This is a genomic window from Conexibacter arvalis (genome assembly GCF_014199525.1).
GTDB classification, from domain to species: Bacteria; Actinomycetota; Thermoleophilia; order Solirubrobacterales; family Solirubrobacteraceae; genus Conexibacter; species Conexibacter arvalis.
Genome location: NZ_JACHNU010000006.1, coordinates 51117 through 69110, shown reverse-complemented (window position 1 = coordinate 69110; position 17994 = coordinate 51117). Strand labels below are relative to the sequence as shown.

Genomic DNA, 17994 nt, shown 5'->3' with positions numbered 1-17994 from the left:
CCGTATGGAGGACACAGACCACCACTCACCCCCGCTCGAGCTGGGCGTCGAGCAGCTCGACGAACGTCAGGAGGAGCGCGACGGCCGACGTCTCGTCGGGCGCCGCGAGCCGGATCGCCGGCAGCCGCCGCTGGCGAGCGCGCAGCGCTGCCCCGACGACGCGGCCGCCGCGCGCCGGTCCGGGGCCGAGCGCCCGCTCCTCGTTCGCGGCCGCCGCGGCGAGCGAGACCAGGCGTGGGTGGTAGGCGAGCGGCAGCAGCGCCGCGTCGCTCATGAGCCAGCGCGGCGGCCCGTCGGTCGCGGTCAGCTCGACGACGGCGATCGCCTCGCGCTCGGCGCGCCGCTCGCCCGCCCGCGCGGCACGGACCCGTCGCGCGCCCGCTCCCGCGCGACCGCCGAGGCGGGCGAGCGCCCGGCCCCCTGAGGGCGCCCTGTCGTCGGCGCCTGCGCCCGTTCCCGCACGGCCTCCGAGGCGGGCGAGCGCGCGGCGGCTCGTGGGCGCCGGGGCGTCGGCGCCTGCGTGGGCGAGGCGCCGTCGCAGGTGGGCGAGGAAGCCGACGGCCTGACCCTCGCCGGCGCCGGCGATCACGACGTCGACCGCGACGTTGCGCGGCGGCGCGGCGTCGAGCGCCCCGACGGCGGCGATCAGCGCGTCAGCCGGGCGGCGGTCGGGCGGCAGCGGGGTGGCGAGCGCGGAGTCGACCAGCAGCCCGACGGCCGCCAGCAACACCAGCGTGGGCGCGAGCTGGACGAGCCCGACCGCCGTCTCGCCGCCGTCGCCCGCGAGCCGCGCCGCCGCGCACGCCGCGACCGCCAGCAGCGCGACCGCGACCCACAGGAACGGCGGCCCCACGCGCAGCCGCGCCAACCGGTGCCGCAGCCCGCCGCGCGGCGCGTCGACGTGGGCGGTGAGGAGGAGCCGGACGCGCGACGACCGCGCGTCGGCCGCCGCGCCGGGCGCGGTTCCGGCCGCGGGCGCGTCGAGCGCGGCACGCGCGGCGGACGGGCTGGCGACGGCGGAGCCGGGCGCGGTTCCGGCCGCGGGCGCGTCGAGCGCGGCTGCGGACGGGCTGGCGACGGCGGAGCCGGGCGCTCCCGGCCCGCGCGGGTCGGGCGCGACGACGGTCTGCGTCGCCCGCTCCGGCGTCAGGCGGCGCAGCAGGAAGAGGCGGCCGGAGAGGTCGAGCAGGAGCGACAGCAGCGCGAACAGCGCCAGGCCGAGCCCGACCGCCGGCGCGCCGACCGCGACGACGCTGGCGGCGGCGCCGAGCCCGGCATGGAGCGCGTGGGCGAGCTCCCAGCGCGGCCGGACCCAGCAGGTCTCGACGGCGACCGCGCGCCCGCCGTCGCGCAGCCGCTCGGCCAGCCGCAGGTGGGCGCGCCGCTCGGCGTCGCTGCCGGGAAGCGGGATCGGCTCGTCCTCCATCGGCGAGCGATGATGCCAACCGCCGCCTCCCGCCGAGCCGGAACGACCGATCGGCCCTTCGCCGCGGCACCGACCGCCGGCGCCGCACGACGGCCGGCATGCGCGGCGTCCTACGCTTGCCTGGTGACCTCCTCCGCAGACGCATCCGCCATCCCCGCCCTCGAAGCCGAGCTGCTCGACGTCGCGCGCGCCGCGGCGCGCGCCTCGGCAGAGGTCCTGCTCGGCTACTACGGCGACGCCCCGGGCGTGCGCACGAAGTCGACCGACACCGACCTCGTCAGCGAAGCCGACCTCAACGCCGAGCGCGCGATCCGCGCCCTGCTGGCCGAGCGCCGTCCCGGCGACGCGATCCTCGGCGAGGAGGGCGGCGAGACGGCGGCGACGGGGGAGAGCGGCATACGGTGGGTCGTCGACCCGCTCGACGGCACCGTCAACTACCTGTTCGAGTATCCGCAGTGGTGCGTCAGCATCGCCGCGGAGGACGGCGACGGGACGCTCGTCGGCGTCGTCTGGGACCCGCTGCGCGGCGAGGAGTTCAGCGCGACCCGCACCGGGCCGGCGCTGCTCGACGGCAGGGAGCTGCGACCGGCCGCGAAGGAGCGGCTCGACTTCGCGCTCGTCGGCACCGGCTTCGCGTACGACCGCGACGTGCGCGCCCGTCAGGCCGAGGTCGTCGCCTCGCTGATCGCGCGCGTCCGCGATCTGCGCCGGGGCGGGAGCGCGGCGCTCGACCTCGCCTACGCCGCCGCCGGCCGCCTCGACGCCTACTACGAGCGCGGCATCAACCCGTGGGACTATGCCGCCGGCGTGCTGATCTGCGAGCGCGCCGGGTTGGCGGTGCGGGAGCTGGCCGAGCGCGACGGCCTGCCCTCCGGCCGCGTCGTCGCGCCGCCGCAGCTGCTCGACGAGCTGCACGGCCTCGTCACCGCGTAACCGGCCACGCCGCGCCGCTCAGCCGCCGCGGTAGTTGACCCGCTCGGGCTCGATCCGCACGATGATCCGCTCCTCGCCGGGCTGGCGGAACGGGTACTCGTCCTGGCCGAGGTACTTCTTCGCCATCGCGTCGATGTGCGCGTCGGCGCCGTCGGTCGTCTCCTCGGCGAGGCGCCCGCGGATCGACACGTACTCGTACTGGTTCTCGCGGTTTGCGATCGTCAGCGTCACGCGCGGGTCGCGTCTGAGGTTGGCCGGCCAGACGCGGCCCTTGGCGCTGTTGAGCACGACCGTGTCGCCCTCGACGTCGACCCAGACCGGCGCGACGTGCGGCGTGCCGTCTCTGCGCAACGTCGCGACGTAACAGAAGTTCGGCTCCTCCAGCAGCTCGCGGCTGCGTCCTTCCAGCTGCGCCATCGTCGGCTCCTCTCGCGTCGTTCGAGTGCGGGTTCTCCACGCCGATATGCCCGCGCCGCGTAGACTCGCATCTTCCCCCACGCGGCGGTGGCGGAATGGTAGACGCGGCGGCCTCAAAAGCCGCTGGGCGCAAGCCCGTGTGGGTTCGAGTCCCACCCGCCGTATGTACGACCTGCCGCGGGCCTCCGAGGTGGCGAGGCGCGCTCGACCCGCGTCATCCTCGCCACCGGATCGCTGGCGGGTCGGCGGGCGCGGCGCTCGCGGTCGCCGGCGCCAGATCGAGTGATACGTTGGCGCGCGGCCGCCGTTCCCTCGCAGGAGATCGAGACCGTGAGAGCCCGTGACCTGAAGCTTCCCCTCGTCCCGTTGCTGGTCGCAAGCGCGATCGGCGGATTCGCCGCCTCGCCGGCGATAGCGGGCGCCGCGTCGCCGGTGCGCGTGGTGGCGAGAGCGGTCAAGAAGCCGTTGACGACCAAGCCCGCGCGGACGACGATCACGGTCACGAACACCGGCAAGCGCCCGGTCAGCGGGCTGACATTGGCGGTGACGGCGCGCAAGGGGGTGCAGGTCACGCTCGCCGGCGCCAAGCGCGGGAAGCCGGCCCGCAGGCTGCCGGCGCTGAAGGCTCGCAAGCGGGTGCGGGTCGGCGTGAGCCTGCGGCGCGCGCGCGGCGGGCCCGCGCGCGGCACGCTGACCGTCAAGGTGACGCGGGGCGGCGGCCGGACGGTCGCGAAGGGCCGCCTGTCGTTCGGCGCTCCGGCCCGCGCCACGCCGAGAGAGCCGTCGAAGCCGACGCCGCCGGCGAATCCGAACACGCTCGAGGGGCGGTACTTCTGGGGCTCGCGCTACACGCTCTCGGGGATCGAGCAGAACACGCTCTGGTTCACGGGGCCGAACCTCGTCCACGTGGCCGAGACCGGGAGCGCGTGGCCGACCTGCACCGCGGTCAGCGAGACCTGCAAGTCGTACAGCTACGACGCCGCCAGCGGGCAGCTGACGATCGACGGCAAGCCGGCGACGCTTGCGGGGCGGAGACTGGAGCTCGACGGCGACAGCTACCGCGAGTTCGGCTTCCCGTCGGCCGGCGCCCGCTGGGACACGCGGCTCACCTACTCGAACTCCACCGGCGTCTGCCCGCTGTTCTGCAGCTACTACACCGAGAACATCACCTTCATGCCGGACGGCAACTTCGTCCGCGACTCGGTCTCCTCGGGCTCCGGGCCGGTCGTCGACTGGGCGGTCGTCCCGCCCGACAGCAAGGGCACCTACGAGATCCGAGCCGACCGCACCCTCCGCTTCGCCTTCGCGGACGGGAGAGAGCGGATCGAGACCGTCGGGTTGTACCTCAACGACGACGGCACGCTGCAGGCGCCCGGCGAGGGCGTCGTGCTCGGCGGCGACGGCTACTTCGACATCCGCGACTAGCCGACCTCCGCCGAGGCCGGCGACCGTCGGGCCGAAGGCGACGACCTCGAGCCCGAGCGGCAGCAGCCGGGCCTGCTCAACCGCGCCGCCGTCCACCTCCGCCGCGACGCGCCCGGCGTCGCCTCCGGCTACGTCCTGTCGGTCGTCTTCCTCGGCAACATCGCCGGCCCGGCGGCGGTCGGCTTCATCGTCCAGCACGGCTCGTACGCGACCGCCTGGGCGCTGTCGGCCGTCCTGCTGGCGCTGGCGGCGCTCACGGCAGGTCGTGCTGCACGTAGACGGTCTGGCTCTGGCTGAAGAACTCCAGCGCCGCTCTGCCCTGCTCGCGGTAGCCGGAGCCGGCGGAGCCCTTCACGCCGCCGAACGGCATGTGCGGGTCGGCGCCCGGGGTGGGGCGGTTGACGTGGACCATGCCGGCATCGATCCGCTCGACGAAGCGGAAGGCGCCGCGGAGGTCGTTGGTGACGATCGACGCCGACAGCCCGTACGGCGTCGCGTTCGCCTGCTCGATCGCCTCGTCGACCCCGCCGACCGGCAGCACCGCGCAGACCGGGCCGAAGACTTCGTCGTCGACCACCGTCATGCCGGGGCCGGCCTGCGCCAGCACGGTCGGCAGCACGAAGGCGCCGTGCTGCAGCTCGCCGTCGGGCGCGCGACCGCCCGCGACCGCCTCGGCGCCGGCGCCGAGCGCCTGCTCGATCGCCTCCAGCACCTCGCTCTGGGCCTCCTTGTCGACCAGCGGCGGGACGTGCGAGGCGGCGTCGAGCCCCGGCCCGGTCTTGAGCCTGTCGACCTCGGCGACCATCGCGGCCAGCAGCGGCTCGTAGAGGCGCTGCTCGACGATCACCCGCCGCGTCGCCGTGCACTTCTGCCCGGCGGCGCCGAAGGCGCCCGAGACCGCGATCGCCGCCGCCCGCGCGGGATCGGCGTCGGCCAGCACGACCAGCGGGTTGTTGCCGCCGAGCTCGCCCTGGAAGCGCGCGCCGCGCGCCTGCACCCGCTCGCGCACCGCGTCGCCGACGGCGTTGGAGCCGGTGAACGACAGCGCCGCGACGCGCGCGTCGTCGGCGAGCGTGGTGCCGACGTCGGCGCCGCCGATCACGACCTCGACGACGCCCTCCGGCAGCCCCGCGTCGCGCAGCGCGGCGACGAGCGCCAGCGCACCGCCCGGCGCGCGCGTCGACGGCTTCAGCACGACCGCGTTGCCGGCCGCGAGCGCCGGCGCCAGCTTCCACGCGGGGATCGCGATCGGGAAGTTCCACGGCGTCACGAGCGCGACGACCCCGAGCGGCCGCCGGCGCGTGTAGGCGAGCGTGCCGGGATCGCCGGCGTCGCCGGCCTCGCCGTGCGTCCGCTCGGCCTCGCCGGCGTGGAAGCGCAGCACGGCCGCGGCGCGCAGCGTCTCCGCGCGCGCGTCGGCGACGAGCTTGCCCTCCTCGCGGGTGATGTCGGCGGCGATCGCGTCGGCGCGCTGCTCCAGCAGCGCGGCGGCGGCGTGCAGCACCGCCGCGCGCCGCGGCCCGGGGGTGCGCCCCCACAGCTCGGCGCCGCCGGCCGCGCGCTCGCAGGCGGCCGTCACGTCGGCAGGGGTGTGCGTCTCGTACGTCGCGGCGATCTGGCGGACGTCGGCGGGATCGTGCAGGGTCAGCATGGCGGCCACGCTACCGGGCGCGCGGCCGCGATCGGGCGCGCGGGCGCGAACTCTGGCCATCGCGGCGAAGCCGGCCCCCCGCGCGGCGCCGCTGCGGCTGACCGCCCGGGGCCGGCGCGCGGCCCGGGGCGGAGCGGAGCCGCTGATATCGTCGCGCGCCATGCGAGCCGCCGTCGTCGAGGAATACGGAACGCCGCGCCTGCGCGACTTCCCGGAGCCGGTCGCGAGCGCCGGCGAGGTGGTCGTCGAGGTCGCCGCCGCGGGCGTCAACCCGGTCGACGTCAGCAAGGCGGCTGGGACCTTCTACGCCGGCAGAGCGAGAGTGCCGTTCGTCGCCGGCGGCGAGGGCGTCGGGCGGCTGGCCGACGGCCGCCGTGTCTGGTTCGACCAGCCCGTCCACCCGTTCGGCTCGATGGCCGAGCGCGCCGCGGTGCTCGAGTCCGGGCTGCTGCCCGTGCCCGACCGGCTCGACGACGGCGTCGCCGTCACGCTCGGGATCGCCGGGCTGGCGGCATGGCTGCCGCTCAGCTGGCGGGCGCGCGTCGAGCCGGGGGAGACGGTGCTCGTGCTCGGCGCGACCGGCGTCCTCGGCCGGATCGCGGTGCAGGGCGCGAAGCTGCTCGGGGCCGGCCGCGTCGTCGCCGCGGGCCGCGACGCCGAGGCGCTGGCGCGCGCCGCGGAGCTCGGCGCCGACGCGACCGTCCGCTTCGACGGCGAGGTCGCCGGAGAGGACCTGACCGACGCCTTCCGCGCCGCTGCGGGCGGCAGCGTCGACGTCGTGATCGACCCGCTGTGGGGCGAGCCGGCCGCAGCGGCGCTCGGCGCGCTCGGCCCCGGCGGTCGGCTGATCCAGATCGGCCAGTCGGCCGGCCCGCTGGCGTCGATCCCGTCGGCGGCGATCCGCGGGAAGCTCGCCGAGATCCGCGGCCACACGAACTTCCTCGTGCCGCCCGAGGAGAAGGCGGCCGCCTACGCCGCGCTGTGCGAGCACGCGCTCGCCGGAAGGCTGACGGTCGACGTCGAGCGGCTGCCGCTGTCGGAGGTCGAGCGCGCGTGGGAGCGCCAGCGCGCCGGCACCGGCGGCACGAAGCTCGTACTGGTGCCGTAGCCGCTCAGCGGCTCGCGCCGGTCGTCGTGCCGCGGCGGGCGCCGGGGCGCGTCGAGACTCTGCGCGGGGCGGCGCCCGACCACTGGGCGCGGCTCTTGGGCACCTCGACCTCGACGTGCCAGTCCTGGCGGAAGCCCTGTGCTGCGAAGGCGATCAGCAGCACCTGGACCGGGATCAGCAGGAAGGTGAGCATCGCGATCACCGACGACTCGAGGCCGTCGCCGCCGAAGATCAGCTCGGGCGTGGCGAAGCCGGTCTTGTCGCGCTCGAGCCATTCCGGCCCGGAGATCGCGGCGAAGATCAGCAGGATGATCGCCAGCGCCGCGGCGACCGGCAGCACGCCGCGGTTCCATCTCGCGACGAGGTAGGCCATCAGGAGGTACAGGCCGAGGTAGACGACCTGGTTGAGCTTGCTGCCCTGCAGGCCGCCCCAGCCGCCGAAGATGACCAGCGACATCAGGCCCGCGGAGACGAGCAGCAGCAGCACGACGATCGCGCGTGTCGTTCTCGAAGAGGTCTTCGCGCGATTCGGCCGGTCGATGACGTAGCCGTCCTCCATCCCGAAGGGACCCTACAATCCTGCGCGGTCGCGTGACGCACTTCCCCGCGGGCGTGGTGAAACGGTAGACACGCCGGCCTTAGGAGCCGGTTGGCCAGGTAGAGGCCTTGGGGGTTCGAATCCCTCCGCCCGCATCCGCGCCGGGCGCGCTCCCGGCGGCCGGTCCGCCAACGTGTGCGAGCGCCCGGGCGGGCGGCATAGAATGGAGAGCGATGGGCCCTCCGGACCACCCCGCCGTCGAGACGATCGAGCTGACCGCGGTGATGCACGCGCTCAGCGACGACGCGCGGCTCGCGGTCGTCCGCGAGCTGGCGTGCGGCGGCGAGCGGCCGTGCGGCTCCTTCGACCTCGGTGTCAGCAAGGCGACCGCCTCCCACCACTTCCGCGTCCTGCGCGAGGCCGGCATCACCGCGACCCGCATCGACGGCAAGCGCCGCCTGCTGTCGCTGCGGCGCGACGACCTCGAGACGCGCTTCCCCGGCCTGCTGACGGCGGTGCTGAACGCCGCCGCGACGCCGTCCCAGGCGCCCGACGCGCCGGTTCCGGCCTGAGCCGCGTCGCGGCTCACCGCGCCGCACCGCGCGGCGCCTGACCGGCGCGCCCGCTGCCCGCCGCGCCGTCGCGTGCAGTCGCGTTCCCGCGCCCGCTCGGGGGGCGCGCACGCGGAACGCGCGACGCCCCGGCGGGCTACCGGGGCGTCGAGAAGGCGGGGGACCGAGGAGTCGAACCTCGCGTTGCGGTTTTGGAGACCGCCGTGTTACCGATACACCAGTCCCCCGCGGGCGGCTCATTGTAGGTGGTCGGCGCCCCGCTCGTCGCTCCGTCCGTAGAGATCGCCGACGGAGACGCCGAGCGCCTCGGCGAGACGGGCGACGGTCGTCGCGCGCGGGTCCTTGTTGCCGCGCTCGATCTCGCTCAGGTGCTTGGGATGGATGCCGGCGGCGTTGGCGAGCGCCTCCTGCGACAGCTCGCGCTCGCGCCGCAGCTGGCGGATCGTGCGGGCGAGCGGATGGGGAGGAGTCTTGCGCGGCGACACGAACGTATGTTCGCATAGCTGGCTCGCCGTGTCACTCCTCCTGAAGGTGGAGGTCGACCCTCGTGAAGAACTCGCCGAGCGGCGCGTCGAGCCCGCCGAGCAGGCGCAGCGCGGTCGTGATGCTCGGGTCCTTGTTGGCCCGCTCGATCTCGCCGATGTGCTTCGCGCTGACGCCCGACATCGCCGCCAGCGCCTCCTGCGAGAGGTCGAGCTGGCGACGGTGGCGTCTCAGCGTTCTGGCGAACGCGCTGAGCTGTGGAGAGGCGTCGGGCATCGCGATCGGTGAAACCTCCTTCACCGGGGAGCCCGACACCACCCGCGATAGGCGGTGAACCACCATCTACCGGCGGTAAATCTCCACCTGTAGACGGTTTTCTTGGGTATAGTCGGCGATGCCACGGGCAGCGGTGCGGCCGAACTGCGCGCTCTTTCCCCCTCTGCGCGCACGACGCTCGGCACGCGAGCCTGTCCGGCATCCCCGTAAGCCGGCACCCCCCGGCGGCAGGGGCATCGAACGCCCCGGCGCGCGAGCGGCGGGGCGTTCGTGCGTCTACTCGCCGGCCCGTGCCCGTGCTCGCGCCCGCTCGGCGGCGCGGCGCAGGAAGCGGCGCTCCTTCGACCCGACCGGCGCCTTGCTCATCGCGTGGTGGAGCTGGGCCGCGCGGCGGGCCGCTTCGGCGTCGGGCTTCGGCGGCGGCGTTGGCTGCTGCGACGTCGGCATCTGGTCGTCATAACGCGACGGCGCGCGATGGGTTGCGGTCATCGACGTCGCTCCTTCGCGCCGATTCGCGTGCGAACCGGAGAGCGGCGCCACGCGTCGGTGCGCTCGCTGTCTTCGGGCCGGTCGGCGCGCGTCCGCGTGCGGACCTGTCTGGCCGCGGCCCCTTCACAAACCGAGTATCTCGATATATCGTCGATACATCACGAAAGGTCGAACAAGGGAGATCGGCATGCATCGCATGGCCGACTACGCCGCGCAGGGCGGCGGACACCGACACCACCGACACGGCTGCCATCGCGGCGGCTTCGACATCGCGGAGCTGTGGCGCGCGATGGCCGGCGGGCGCGGTCCCGGCGAAGGTCGCCACGGCGGCCACGGCGGGCCGGGGCGCGGGCTGCACGAGTTCGCGCGCGGCGGCTTCCCGTTCGGGCCGGGCGGCTGGGGCGGACCCGGCCGCGGCGGGCCCTGGGGCCGGCGCGGCGGTCGCGCCCGGCGCGGCGACGTCCGCACCGCGGCGCTGCTGCTGCTCGCCGAGGAGCCGCGCAACGGGTACCAGATCATGCAGGAGCTGGAGCAGCGCTCCGGCGGCGCGTGGCGGCCGAGCCCCGGCTCGGTCTACCCGGCGCTGCAGCAGCTCGAGGACGAGGGCCTGATCCGCTCCGGCGAGCAGGACGGGCGCAAGCTCTACGAGCTGACCGACGCCGGCCGGCAGTTCGTCGCCGACCGCGGCGACGACCAGCCGGCGCCGTGGGATCAGATGGCCGGCGAAGTCTCCGACGACGCCGTCGCGCTGATGCAGACGGCGCGCGAGACCGCGATGGCGCTGATGCAGGTCCTGCAGACCGGCAGCGAGGCCCAGCGCAAGGAGGCGCAGCGGATCCTCGCCGGCACCCGCCGCGACCTCTACCGCCTGCTCGCCGACGGCGACGACGGGCGCGAGGACGACGGCGAGGAGCAGGCGTAGCGTCCGGACCTCTGTCGTCCGGCCGTCGCTCAGCGACGGTTGGATGACAGAGGTCGCTCCGCCGCGCCCGGCGCCGCGTCCGGCGGCGCGGCGGGCGATAGGGTGGGGCGGTGCTGACGCTCGCCCCGCTGCTGGCCGCGCTGGCGGCGGCGTGGCCGACGCCCGCGCCGCCCGCGCCCGCCGCTCACACGGCGCAGGCTCCCGCGCCGGAGTCCGGCAGACCGTCTCCGGCGAGACCGAAGCCGACCGGGAGAGGCCCGGCCGCCGTCCCGCGGCCGGCGATCACGAGACGGTTCATCCCGCTGACGGCGCAGCGTCGGCGCGACACGGCCGCGTACGCCAAGCGCCACTACGGGCGCGCGACGACGACCGTCGAGCCGCACGCGATCGTCGTCCACTACACGGTCAACGACTCGGTCGACGCGACCTGGAACACCTTCGCGCCGAACGTCGCCGACCCGGAGCTGCGCGAGCGGCCCGGAACCTGCGCCCAGTTCGTCGTCGCCCGCAACGGGCGGATCGTGCAGCTGACGCCGGTGACCTTCCTCTGCCGCCACACCGTCGGGCTCAACTGGGCCGCGATCGGGATCGAGCACGTCGGCCGCAGCGACGCCGAGGTGCTCGGCAACGCGGCGCAGCTGCGCGCGTCGATCCGGCTGACGCGCTGGCTGCGCTGCCGCTACGGGATCGCCGTCCGTGACGTGATCGGCCATGCCGAGAGCCTCTCCTCGCGCTTCCACAGAGAGCGGGTCGCGGCGTTGCGCAGACAGACCCACGGCGACTTCCAGCGCTCGGCGATGCGCAGATACCGGGCGCTCGTGCGCGACGCCGGCTGCTGAGGGCCGACCGCGCTCGGGCGCCCGCTTCCCATCCGTCCAAGCCGCCGGCCGCCGCACGCGCGAAGATGGCCCGATGGTGACCGAGGACGACGCCCGCTCCTTCGCGCTCGCGCTGCCGGAGGCGACTGAGGGCGGCCACATGGGACATGCCGACTTCCGCGTCGGCGGCAAGATCTTCGCCGGCTTCCCGAGACCGGGCGAGATGTCGCTGCGGCTCGACGCCGCCGAGCAGGCGGCGGTCGTCGCGACGGCGCCCGCGACCTACGCGCCCGCGGCCGGGGCGTGGGGAAGGCAGGGCTGGACGATCGTGCAGCTCGCCGGCGCGGATCCGGAGGAGCTGCGCGAGCTGCTCGCCGAGGCGTGGCGATGGCGCGCGCCGAGACGACTCGCCGACGCGCTCGGCGGGGACGCGCGCGGCGCCTGAGCGGCGCGCTCCGCCGCGCGCCTCCCGCGGCGGCCCTGCCGCACACCTCCCGCGGCGGCCCTGCCGCACACCTCCCGCGGCGGCCCTGCCGTGCACCTCCCGCGGCGGCCCGTCCACCGTGCCCGATCCTGCGCGGCGCGGGGCGGCCGGGCGTAGGATCGGCGGCGTGAGCACTCCAGCGCCCTCCCGCATCTTCGCCCCCGGCCTGCTCGACGGGCAGGTCGCGCTCGTCACCGGCGGCGGCACCGGCCTCGGCCGCGCCGCCGCGACCGAGCTGGCCGCCTGCGGCGCGCAGGTCGTGATCGCCGGCCGCCGCGCCGAGGTGCTGGAGGCGACGGCGGCGAGGATCGGCGCGGCGGCGAGCGTCGTCTGCGGCGACATCCGCGACGAGGACGACGCGCGGCGGATCGTCGACACGGCGCTCGAGCACCACGGCCGCCTCGACCTGCTCGTCAACAACGCCGGCGGGCAGTACTTCGTGCCGGCCGAGGCGATCGCGACGAGAGGGTGGCAGGCGGTCTTCCGCCTCAACGTCGATGGCACGACGCGGATGGCCGAGCTGGCCGTCGAGCGGGCGATGCGGCCGGCGGGACGGGGGACGATCGTCAACGTCACGCTGTCGCCCCATCACGGCCTGGCGGGGATGACCCATTCGAGCGCCGCGCGCGCGGCGGTCGAGTCGCTGACGGCGGCGTGGGCGCGGCAGTGGGCGGCGGACGGGATCGCGGTCGTCGCGATCGCCGCCGGCCACTTCCAGACCGACGCGCTCGACAAGTACCCCGAGCCGGTGCGGGCCGGCGTCGCGCGGACGGTCCCGCTGCAGCGGCTCGGGCAGCCGCACGAGCACGGGTGGCTGGTCGCGCTGCTCGCCTCGCCGCTGGGGCGGGCGATGAGCGGGACGGTCGTGACGCTCGACGGCGCCCGCGACAACTGGTTCGGCCCGTGGCCGCCGCCGACGCTGACCGACGGCGACGGCGACGTGCCGACCGAGGAGCGCAGACCGGCGGCGACGCGGTAGCCCGCCGTCGCCGCGCGGTCGGCGGCCGCGCGAGCGGGCGCGCGGCCGGTGCGGTCAGCTCCCGCTCAGCAGGAGACCGTCAGGTGGAAGGCGCGGTCGGCGGCGACGCCGGCGCTGTCGGCGGTCGCGACCTCCACGCCGTTGACGTTGCCCGCCAGCGGCGAGGCGGCGATCTCGCCGGTGACCGGCGCGTCTCTTCTGTCGGCCGGCGGCGGGGTGATCGCGAGCGTCGCGGAGTAGGCGCACGCTCTCACGTCGGTGTCGAACAGCACCTGGTAGCGGCCGGTCGCAGTCTTGATGACGGAGACGACGCCGCCGCGGTCGTTGCTTCTCGCGCCGTCGGCGGCGACGGCCAGCTGGCGCGTGAGGCCGGCGGCGAGCGTCGCTCTCTCGGCCTCGGTCGCTCTCGACGCCGTTCTGACGTTGCCGAGCTTGCTGGCGTCGAGCGACTCCTCCTTGATCGCGCCGCCGCCGAGCGAGTCGCGCTTGAACTCCTGCCCGCGCAACGTGCCTCTCTTGAAGTCGACGTTGCGGATCGAGCCGTTCTTGATCTCACGCGACGTGACGGAGCCGACGCTGAGCGCGGCGTAGGACGTGCCGCCCAGCGCGGCGAACAGCGCGACGAGCGCGACGATCATCGCCGGCGAGGGGAGCTTCAGGCGCTTGGGGCGCTTCATGCGGAATCGAACCTCCGGGTGGGTCGTTTGCGGTTGCAACGCGAGAGGGGCGGCGGAGGTTGCGGTGCGGGCGGCCGATTGCACGGGCGCTGACCGGTCACGCTCGCGTGCGCCCGGCTCGGTGCTGGGAGCGTTCCCGCACCTGTGGCGTGCGCGCCGGTATCATCGACGGACCCGCGGGCGAAGTGTTGTGGTTGCACAGGAGCCTTCCAAGCTCTTAGGGCGGGTTCGATTCCCGTCGCCCGCTCTCCACTCCGGCCCGCCGCGAGGGCAGCGCCGACCGGCGCGCCGACTCGCGTCCGACCGGGGTATCATCCCGTGAGCGCGCGGCCAGCCCCCAGTGCCGCGAGTGACCACATAGCAGTGCCACGGGGAGTGGCGCAGTCTGGTAGCGCACCCGGCTGGGGGCCGGGCGGTCGCAGGTTCAAATCCTGTCTCCCCGACTGAAGGAAAGCCCCGCGCGATGCGGGGCTTTCGTCGTCATGACGGCGCGCGGTCAGAGCGAGATGCTGACCGTGCGCGTCTCGGTGAAGAAGTCGCGTGCCGCGCGGCCCTGCTCGCGCGTGCCGAACGACGACGCCTTCGTGCCGCCGAAGGGGGCGTGGAGGTCGACGCCGGCCGTCGACTGGTTGACGCGCACGAGGCCGGCGTCGAGCGCGTCGACCGCGCGCGCGGCATGCTCCAGCGAGCGGGTGAAGACGGCCGCCGCGAGGCCGTAGCGGACGCCGTTCGCCGACGCGATCGCGGCATCGAGGTCGTCGGCGGGAAGCACGCAGGCGACGGGCGCGAACAGCTCGTCCTGGCCGAGCGGGTCGCCCGGGTCTGCGAGCGCCAGCAGCGTCGGAGCCAGGACGCTGCCCGGCTCCAGCGGCTCGCCGCCGCACAGCAGCTCCGCGCCGCGCCCACGGGCCGCCGCGATCGCGGCCAGCGCGCGGTCGCGGGCGGCATCGTCGATCAGCGGCCCGACGGCCGTCGCCGCGTCGGCGGGGGCGCCGACGCGCAGCTCGCGGACCGCGCCGACGAGCCGCTCGGTGAAGGCGCCGAGCACCGAACGCTCGACGATCACGCGGCTGGTCGCCGTGCACTTCTGGCCGGCGAAGCCCATCGCCGCGTGGGCGATCGTCGCGGCGGCATGGTCGAGGTCGGCGTCGGCGAGCACGATCGACGGGTTCTGGCCGCCCATCTCGGCCTGCACCGGCAGCGAACGCGCGCCGCCGGCCGCGACGAGCGCGGTGCCGACGGCGGTGCTGCCCGTGAACGACAGGCAGGCGGTCGCAGGGTGATCGAGCAGCGCGCCGCCGGTCTCGGCACCGCCATGCAGGACGGTCGCGACGCCGTCGGGCAGGGCCTGGGCGAACAGCTCGGCGAGCGCGGCGCCGCAGGCGCTCGCCTCCTCGGCGACCTTCAGCGCGACGGCGTTGCCGGCCGCCAGCGCCGGCGCCGCCTTCCACAGCGGGATCGCGAGCGGGAAGTTCCACGGCGTGATCAGCGCGCAGACGCCGCGCGGCCGGCGGCGTGTCGCGAGCTGCCACGTGCCCGGCGCCGGCGGCAGCAGCTCGCCGTCGGCGTCGAGCGCGCTCTGGCCGTGATAGCGGACGATCGCGACCGCGCGCGCGACCTCGCCGCGCGCCTCGGTCAGCGGCTTGCCGACCTCGCGCACGATCAGCGCCGCGAGCCGCTCCGCACGCTCGCGCAGCGCGTCGGCGAGCGCGTCGAGCGCGGCTGCGCGGGCCGCCGCGCCGCCCGCCTCCCAGGCGCGCTGCGCCTCGACCGCGCGCGCCATCGCCGCGTCGACCGCGTCGCGGCCGGCGGCCTCGAAGCGGCCGACCTCGTCGGCCGGATCGGCCGGGTTGCGCGAGACGATCACGCCGCACCGCCGTTCGCGGAGGCCGACGAGCTGTCGCGTGCGCCGACCGCGGACGCGTCCGGCCCGGCGCTCGCCGCCGTTCCGGCGGGCGCCGCCGGCATCGTCGCCGGAAGGCCGTGCCCGGAGCTGCGGCTCATCACGGCCGCCGGCGCGGTGCGCTCCAGCAGCGCGATCCCGAGCGCGGCGCGGCGGACGCGCTCGCGCGCCGTCGACAGCGCCGCCTCGCGCAGATGCTCGCCGGAGGGGTAGAGCCCGGGCGAGTTGCGGACGGCGAACTTCAGGTAGACCGGCGCCGCGACGCGCACGATCTCGGGGATCTCGTGGTAGCGCAGCAGGCCGCCGAAGTCGTCGGTCGTCTCGACGTAGAGGTCGACCGGCACGTCGACGGCGGCCCGGATTGCCGCCAGCTGCGCGAGCGTCAGGTCGACCGGCAGGTTGATCGTCGTCGCGCCCAGCTCCTCCAGCAGCGCGGCGGTCGCCGGGTTGGAGGCCGGCAGCGAGACCGAGACCTTCAGCACGAGGTCGGACGGCAGGTGGCCGGCGGCGCGCAGCCGCCCGAGCACGCGCAGCAGGCCGAGGTCGCTGATCAGCACGCTGCGCAGCCCCAGCTCGCAGGCTCGCACGACGTCGTCGAGGCCGTAGCGGAGCTGGTCGGCGCCGCGGAGGCTCATCCCGGCGATCCGGCCGGAGCTCGTGACGGCCTGGACGCCGACGTCCCAGCCGGCGCGCGGGCCGGTGAAGAGCGACACCTCGAGGTCGCGCTCGGCGCCGAGCGCGACCATCTCGCGGATCTCGTCGTCGCTCTGAAGCGTGATCCCGCTCCCCTGGCTGACGCGATGGACGCGCAGGCCGTGCTCGTCGGCGGCCGCCAGCACGGTGCGCAGCGACTCTGGGCCCTCGGTCGAGGGGATCTCCAGCCGCCACTGCCCGCCGTCGTCGAAGCGCTTGGCGGAGGCCGGCAGGTCGTGGGCGTCGGTGTCAGGGAGGCCGAGACCGGCCAGCAGGTGACGGGTTGGGATCATGGCGCCGACCGTAGCAACGACATATCAATTAACCAATCGATATACCGAAACGTGACGGCATGTGAAAACACGCTTGACAAGCACGGGTCGCATGGTCGAGCATGCGGCGAACGTTCCGGCATTTCGATGAACTCTTCGATATTTCGAAACTCAGCGATGGACGACACCCGACACGCCGCTGCCACGCCCCCGCCGCGCTCGAAGGCGCCGGCGGCCGATCGCACGCTGACGATCCTCGAGCTGCTGACCGAGTCCGAGGGGCCGCTCTCGCTGACCGAGATCGCCAGCCGCGCCGACGTCCCGCTCGCGAGCTGCTCGGCGATCATGCGGACGCTGGAAGCACGCGGCTACGCGGTCGAACGCGTCAACGGGCGCACCCACCATTGGCAGCCGACGCTCGCGATCTACCGGCTCGGCGCGCGGCTGATCACGAGGCTCGGCCTGCCTGAGATCGCCCAGCCGCACCTCGAGCGGCTCGCCGAGGAGGTCGGCCTCCCGGCCCACGCCGGCGTGCTCGAGCGCGACCAGGTGATCTACCTCGCGAAGGCGGCGGGCCCGTCGTTCGTCCAGTTCCACACCTTCGTCGGCCGCACCGTCCCGTTCGGCGCCACTGCGCTCGGCAAGGCGATCGCCGCCCATCTGCCGGAGGACCGCCAGCGCGCGCTCGTCGGCGACGGCCGCGGGGCGGCGAAGGCGCTCGCCGGTCTGCGCGAGAGCGCCGCGGTCGGCTATGCGGTCGAAGACGAGGAGGAGTACGAGGGGATCGCCTGCATGGCGGCGCCGGTCTTCGACGCGACCGGCCGCTGCTGCGGCGGCCTGTCGGTCACCGGCTTCCGCGCCGACGTGCTCGGCGACGGGCGACGCGATGCGGTGCTCGCCGCCGTGCGGGCGACGGCCGCGCGCGTCTCCGAGGAGATGGGCGCCCCGCGGGGCTGAGGCGGCGGACTGACGCGATGCCCGGATCAGCCGACCGGCGTCGCCTCGGCGCGGTGGCCGAGCCGGCGCGACAGCTCGCGCGCGGCAGCGACGAGCGCCTCGCCGATCTCGGCGCTGTCGTCGTGGTCGAGCGCCTGCACGGGAGCGCTCACGGAGATGCCGTACGAGGGCGTGCCGCGGCGGTCGCGGATCGCGACGCCGACGCAGCGCAGGCCCAGCTCGGCCTCCTCCTCGTCGGTCGCGTAGCCGCGCGCGGCGACGCGGTCGAGCTCGGCCGCCATCGCCTCGGCGGAGGTGATCGTGTGCTCGGTCGTCGCCGGCATACCGTGCTCGGCGAGCAGCGCGAGCGCGCGCTCGCGCGGGAGGCTCGCCAGCAGCGCCTTGCCGAGCGCGGTCGAGTGGAGCTGGTCCTCCTCGCCGACCTGGGCGCCCTTCTTGATCGAGCGGTTGCCCTCCATCACCTCGATCAGCACGATTCGCCCGTTACGGAAGGCGGCGAGGTTGACCGTGTGCCCCCACGCGTCGCGCAGCCCCTCCATCTGCGGCAGCACGAGCGGGCGCGGGTCGACGTCGCCGAGCGCGCGCTCGCCGAGCACCAGCACGCCGAGGCCGAGGCGGTAGCGCGCGGTCGCCTCGTCGTACTCGACGAACTCGCCGTCGACGAGCGTCCGCAGGTAGCGCAGCGCGGTCGCCTCGCTCAGGCCGGCGCTGCGGGCGAGCGCGGCCAGCGGGGCGCCGATCGCGCCGGCGTCGCCGAGGTCCCGCAGCAGGCGGAGGGTCCGCTGGACGGCCTGGACCGCGTTGGTCCTGGGCTCATCTGGCGGCGCTGGCATGGTCATGACGGATTCTCCGGAAGACGGCTGAACGACAGGCCGAAGGACCATACCAAGCGCAGTGAAGGAGGGCTGCCGAAAAATTCGCAAGTGGTCTGCCAAAAATTTCGAAAGCTCGCTTTCATTCTGATACGGTCT

General features: G+C 75.2%; 20 protein-coding genes and 5 tRNA genes. 13 read left to right on the top strand and 12 right to left on the bottom strand.

What is annotated here, in order from left to right; genetic code table 11:
- Positions 1 to 25: 25 nt before the first annotated feature.
- Positions 26 to 1426, bottom strand: coding sequence for a hypothetical protein (locus tag BDZ31_RS18380; RefSeq protein WP_183343826.1), 1401 nt, complete (start codon positions 1424 to 1426; stop codon positions 26 to 28).
- 123 nt (positions 1427 to 1549) lie between these two features.
- On the opposite strand from BDZ31_RS18380, the gene BDZ31_RS18375 reads away from it, so the two are divergent.
- Entirely contained in the window at positions 1550 to 2359 is an 810-nt protein-coding gene (locus BDZ31_RS18375) for an inositol monophosphatase family protein (RefSeq protein WP_221243165.1), read from the top strand.
- A gap of 18 nt (positions 2360 to 2377) precedes the next feature.
- Here BDZ31_RS18375 and BDZ31_RS18370 read toward each other — a convergent pair whose 3' ends face one another.
- Entirely contained in the window at positions 2378 to 2776 is a 399-nt protein-coding gene (locus tag BDZ31_RS18370) for a PPOX class F420-dependent oxidoreductase (protein WP_183343822.1), read from the bottom strand.
- Between the two features lie 81 nt (positions 2777 to 2857).
- Between BDZ31_RS18370 and BDZ31_RS18365 the strand changes: the two genes are divergently transcribed.
- Both BDZ31_RS18365 and BDZ31_RS18360 read left to right on the top strand, forming a co-directional pair.
- Positions 2858 to 2940: transfer RNA gene (locus BDZ31_RS18365), tRNA-Leu, on the top strand.
- 166 nt (positions 2941 to 3106) lie between these two features.
- A complete protein-coding gene (locus BDZ31_RS18360) occupies positions 3107 to 4201 on the top strand; it encodes a hypothetical protein (protein WP_183343820.1) in 1095 nt (364 codons plus the stop codon).
- Positions 4202 to 4454: 253 nt separating this feature from the next.
- On the opposite strand, the gene BDZ31_RS18355 is transcribed toward BDZ31_RS18360, so the two are convergent.
- The gene (locus BDZ31_RS18355; protein ID WP_183343818.1) at positions 4455 to 5852 is read right to left on the bottom strand and encodes an aldehyde dehydrogenase family protein; all 1398 of its coding nucleotides are present in this window, start codon (positions 5850 to 5852) and stop codon (positions 4455 to 4457) included.
- 160 nt (positions 5853 to 6012) lie between these two features.
- Between BDZ31_RS18355 and BDZ31_RS18350 the strand changes: the two genes are divergently transcribed.
- Positions 6013 to 6960, top strand: coding sequence for a quinone oxidoreductase family protein (locus BDZ31_RS18350; RefSeq protein WP_183343816.1), 948 nt, complete (start codon positions 6013 to 6015; stop codon positions 6958 to 6960).
- A gap of 4 nt (positions 6961 to 6964) precedes the next feature.
- On the opposite strand, the gene BDZ31_RS18345 is transcribed toward BDZ31_RS18350, so the two are convergent.
- Positions 6965 to 7519 carry a hypothetical protein gene (locus tag BDZ31_RS18345; RefSeq protein ID WP_183343814.1) on the bottom strand — a complete coding sequence of 185 codons (555 nt, stop codon included), beginning with the start codon at positions 7517 to 7519 and terminating at the stop codon, positions 6965 to 6967.
- 47 nt (positions 7520 to 7566) lie between these two features.
- On the opposite strand from BDZ31_RS18345, the gene BDZ31_RS18340 reads away from it, so the two are divergent.
- Together BDZ31_RS18340 and BDZ31_RS18335 are read left to right on the top strand one after the other, a co-directional pair.
- A tRNA-Leu gene (locus tag BDZ31_RS18340) sits at positions 7567 to 7653 on the top strand.
- Positions 7654 to 7731: 78 nt separating this feature from the next.
- A complete protein-coding gene (locus BDZ31_RS18335; protein WP_183343812.1) occupies positions 7732 to 8070 on the top strand; it encodes an ArsR/SmtB family transcription factor in 339 nt (112 codons plus the stop codon).
- Positions 8071 to 8226: 156 nt separating this feature from the next.
- On the opposite strand, the gene BDZ31_RS18330 is transcribed toward BDZ31_RS18335, so the two are convergent.
- The 4 genes from BDZ31_RS18330 to BDZ31_RS18315 form a co-directional block, all read right to left on the bottom strand.
- Positions 8227 to 8297, bottom strand: a tRNA-Trp gene (locus tag BDZ31_RS18330).
- A 9-nt stretch (positions 8298 to 8306) separates the two neighbouring features.
- On the bottom strand, positions 8307 to 8555 hold the full coding sequence (locus tag BDZ31_RS18325) for a helix-turn-helix domain-containing protein (protein WP_183343810.1): 249 nt from the start codon (positions 8553 to 8555) through the stop codon (positions 8307 to 8309).
- Between the two features lie 31 nt (positions 8556 to 8586).
- Positions 8587 to 8829 (bottom strand): helix-turn-helix transcriptional regulator, encoded by a 243-nt coding sequence (locus tag BDZ31_RS18320; protein ID WP_183343808.1) that lies wholly within the window; start codon positions 8827 to 8829, stop codon positions 8587 to 8589.
- Positions 8830 to 9105: 276 nt separating this feature from the next.
- Positions 9106 to 9318 carry a hypothetical protein gene (locus BDZ31_RS18315; protein WP_183343807.1) on the bottom strand — a complete coding sequence of 71 codons (213 nt, stop codon included), beginning with the start codon at positions 9316 to 9318 and terminating at the stop codon, positions 9106 to 9108.
- A gap of 187 nt (positions 9319 to 9505) precedes the next feature.
- On the opposite strand from BDZ31_RS18315, the gene BDZ31_RS18310 reads away from it, so the two are divergent.
- From BDZ31_RS18310 to BDZ31_RS18295, 4 genes are all read left to right on the top strand, one after another.
- Positions 9506 to 10240, top strand: a complete 735-nt coding sequence (locus tag BDZ31_RS18310; protein WP_183343806.1) for a PadR family transcriptional regulator — start codon at positions 9506 to 9508, stop codon at positions 10238 to 10240.
- Between the two features lie 110 nt (positions 10241 to 10350).
- Positions 10351 to 11079 (top strand): N-acetylmuramoyl-L-alanine amidase, encoded by a 729-nt coding sequence (locus tag BDZ31_RS18305; protein ID WP_183343805.1) that lies wholly within the window; start codon positions 10351 to 10353, stop codon positions 11077 to 11079.
- Between the two features lie 73 nt (positions 11080 to 11152).
- Entirely contained in the window at positions 11153 to 11503 is a 351-nt protein-coding gene (locus BDZ31_RS18300; protein ID WP_183343804.1) for an MmcQ/YjbR family DNA-binding protein, read from the top strand.
- 166 nt (positions 11504 to 11669) lie between these two features.
- The gene (locus BDZ31_RS18295; protein ID WP_343075628.1) at positions 11670 to 12521 is read left to right on the top strand and encodes an SDR family NAD(P)-dependent oxidoreductase; all 852 of its coding nucleotides are present in this window, start codon (positions 11670 to 11672) and stop codon (positions 12519 to 12521) included.
- 65 nt (positions 12522 to 12586) lie between these two features.
- Here the strand turns inward: BDZ31_RS18295 and BDZ31_RS18290 are convergent, their stop codons facing one another.
- On the bottom strand, positions 12587 to 13198 hold the full coding sequence (locus BDZ31_RS18290; RefSeq protein ID WP_183343803.1) for a hypothetical protein: 612 nt from the start codon (positions 13196 to 13198) through the stop codon (positions 12587 to 12589).
- Positions 13199 to 13374: 176 nt separating this feature from the next.
- Here BDZ31_RS18290 and BDZ31_RS18285 point away from each other — a divergent pair.
- Positions 13375 to 13445: transfer RNA gene (locus BDZ31_RS18285), tRNA-Gly, on the top strand.
- Positions 13446 to 13567: 122 nt separating this feature from the next.
- Positions 13568 to 13641 (top strand) — tRNA-Pro (locus tag BDZ31_RS18280).
- A 53-nt stretch (positions 13642 to 13694) separates the two neighbouring features.
- On the opposite strand, the gene BDZ31_RS18275 is transcribed toward BDZ31_RS18280, so the two are convergent.
- On the bottom strand, positions 13695 to 15065 hold the full coding sequence (locus tag BDZ31_RS18275) for an aldehyde dehydrogenase family protein (protein WP_183343802.1): 1371 nt from the start codon (positions 15063 to 15065) through the stop codon (positions 13695 to 13697).
- Positions 15062 to 16087 (bottom strand): U32 family peptidase, encoded by a 1026-nt coding sequence (locus BDZ31_RS18270; RefSeq protein WP_183343801.1) that lies wholly within the window; start codon positions 16085 to 16087, stop codon positions 15062 to 15064. The genes BDZ31_RS18275 and BDZ31_RS18270 overlap by 4 nt, the downstream gene beginning before the upstream one ends.
- 156 nt (positions 16088 to 16243) lie before the next feature.
- Here BDZ31_RS18270 and BDZ31_RS18265 point away from each other — a divergent pair, with 156 nt between their 5' ends.
- Positions 16244 to 17023 carry an IclR family transcriptional regulator gene (locus BDZ31_RS18265; protein ID WP_183343800.1) on the top strand — a complete coding sequence of 260 codons (780 nt, stop codon included), beginning with the start codon at positions 16244 to 16246 and terminating at the stop codon, positions 17021 to 17023.
- Between the two features lie 26 nt (positions 17024 to 17049).
- On the opposite strand, the gene BDZ31_RS18260 is transcribed toward BDZ31_RS18265, so the two are convergent.
- Positions 17050 to 17862 carry an IclR family transcriptional regulator gene (locus BDZ31_RS18260; protein WP_183343799.1) on the bottom strand — a complete coding sequence of 271 codons (813 nt, stop codon included), beginning with the start codon at positions 17860 to 17862 and terminating at the stop codon, positions 17050 to 17052.
- Positions 17863 to 17994: the final 132 nt, after the last annotated feature.

Coding starts and splice junctions, on each gene's coding strand:
- BDZ31_RS18380 (WP_183343826.1), bottom strand. CDS start 1,426: ATGGAGGACGAGCCGATCCCGCTTCCCGGCAGCGACGCCGAGCGGCGC.
- BDZ31_RS18370 (WP_183343822.1), bottom strand. CDS start 2,776: ATGGCGCAGCTGGAAGGACGCAGCCGCGAGCTGCTGGAGGAGCCGAAC.
- BDZ31_RS18355 (WP_183343818.1), bottom strand. CDS start 5,852: ATGCTGACCCTGCACGATCCCGCCGACGTCCGCCAGATCGCCGCGACG.
- BDZ31_RS18350 (WP_183343816.1), top strand. CDS start 6,013: ATGCGAGCCGCCGTCGTCGAGGAATACGGAACGCCGCGCCTGCGCGAC.
- BDZ31_RS18345 (WP_183343814.1), bottom strand. CDS start 7,519: ATGGAGGACGGCTACGTCATCGACCGGCCGAATCGCGCGAAGACCTCT.
- BDZ31_RS18335 (WP_183343812.1), top strand. CDS start 7,732: ATGGGCCCTCCGGACCACCCCGCCGTCGAGACGATCGAGCTGACCGCG.
- BDZ31_RS18320 (WP_183343808.1), bottom strand. CDS start 8,829: ATGCCCGACGCCTCTCCACAGCTCAGCGCGTTCGCCAGAACGCTGAGA.
- BDZ31_RS18315 (WP_183343807.1), bottom strand. CDS start 9,318: ATGACCGCAACCCATCGCGCGCCGTCGCGTTATGACGACCAGATGCCG.
- BDZ31_RS18310 (WP_183343806.1), top strand. CDS start 9,506: ATGCATCGCATGGCCGACTACGCCGCGCAGGGCGGCGGACACCGACAC.
- BDZ31_RS18300 (WP_183343804.1), top strand. CDS start 11,153: ATGGTGACCGAGGACGACGCCCGCTCCTTCGCGCTCGCGCTGCCGGAG.
- BDZ31_RS18290 (WP_183343803.1), bottom strand. CDS start 13,198: ATGAAGCGCCCCAAGCGCCTGAAGCTCCCCTCGCCGGCGATGATCGTC.
- BDZ31_RS18270 (WP_183343801.1), bottom strand. CDS start 16,087: ATGATCCCAACCCGTCACCTGCTGGCCGGTCTCGGCCTCCCTGACACC.
- BDZ31_RS18265 (WP_183343800.1), top strand. CDS start 16,244: ATGGACGACACCCGACACGCCGCTGCCACGCCCCCGCCGCGCTCGAAG.
- BDZ31_RS18260 (WP_183343799.1), bottom strand. CDS start 17,862: ATGACCATGCCAGCGCCGCCAGATGAGCCCAGGACCAACGCGGTCCAG.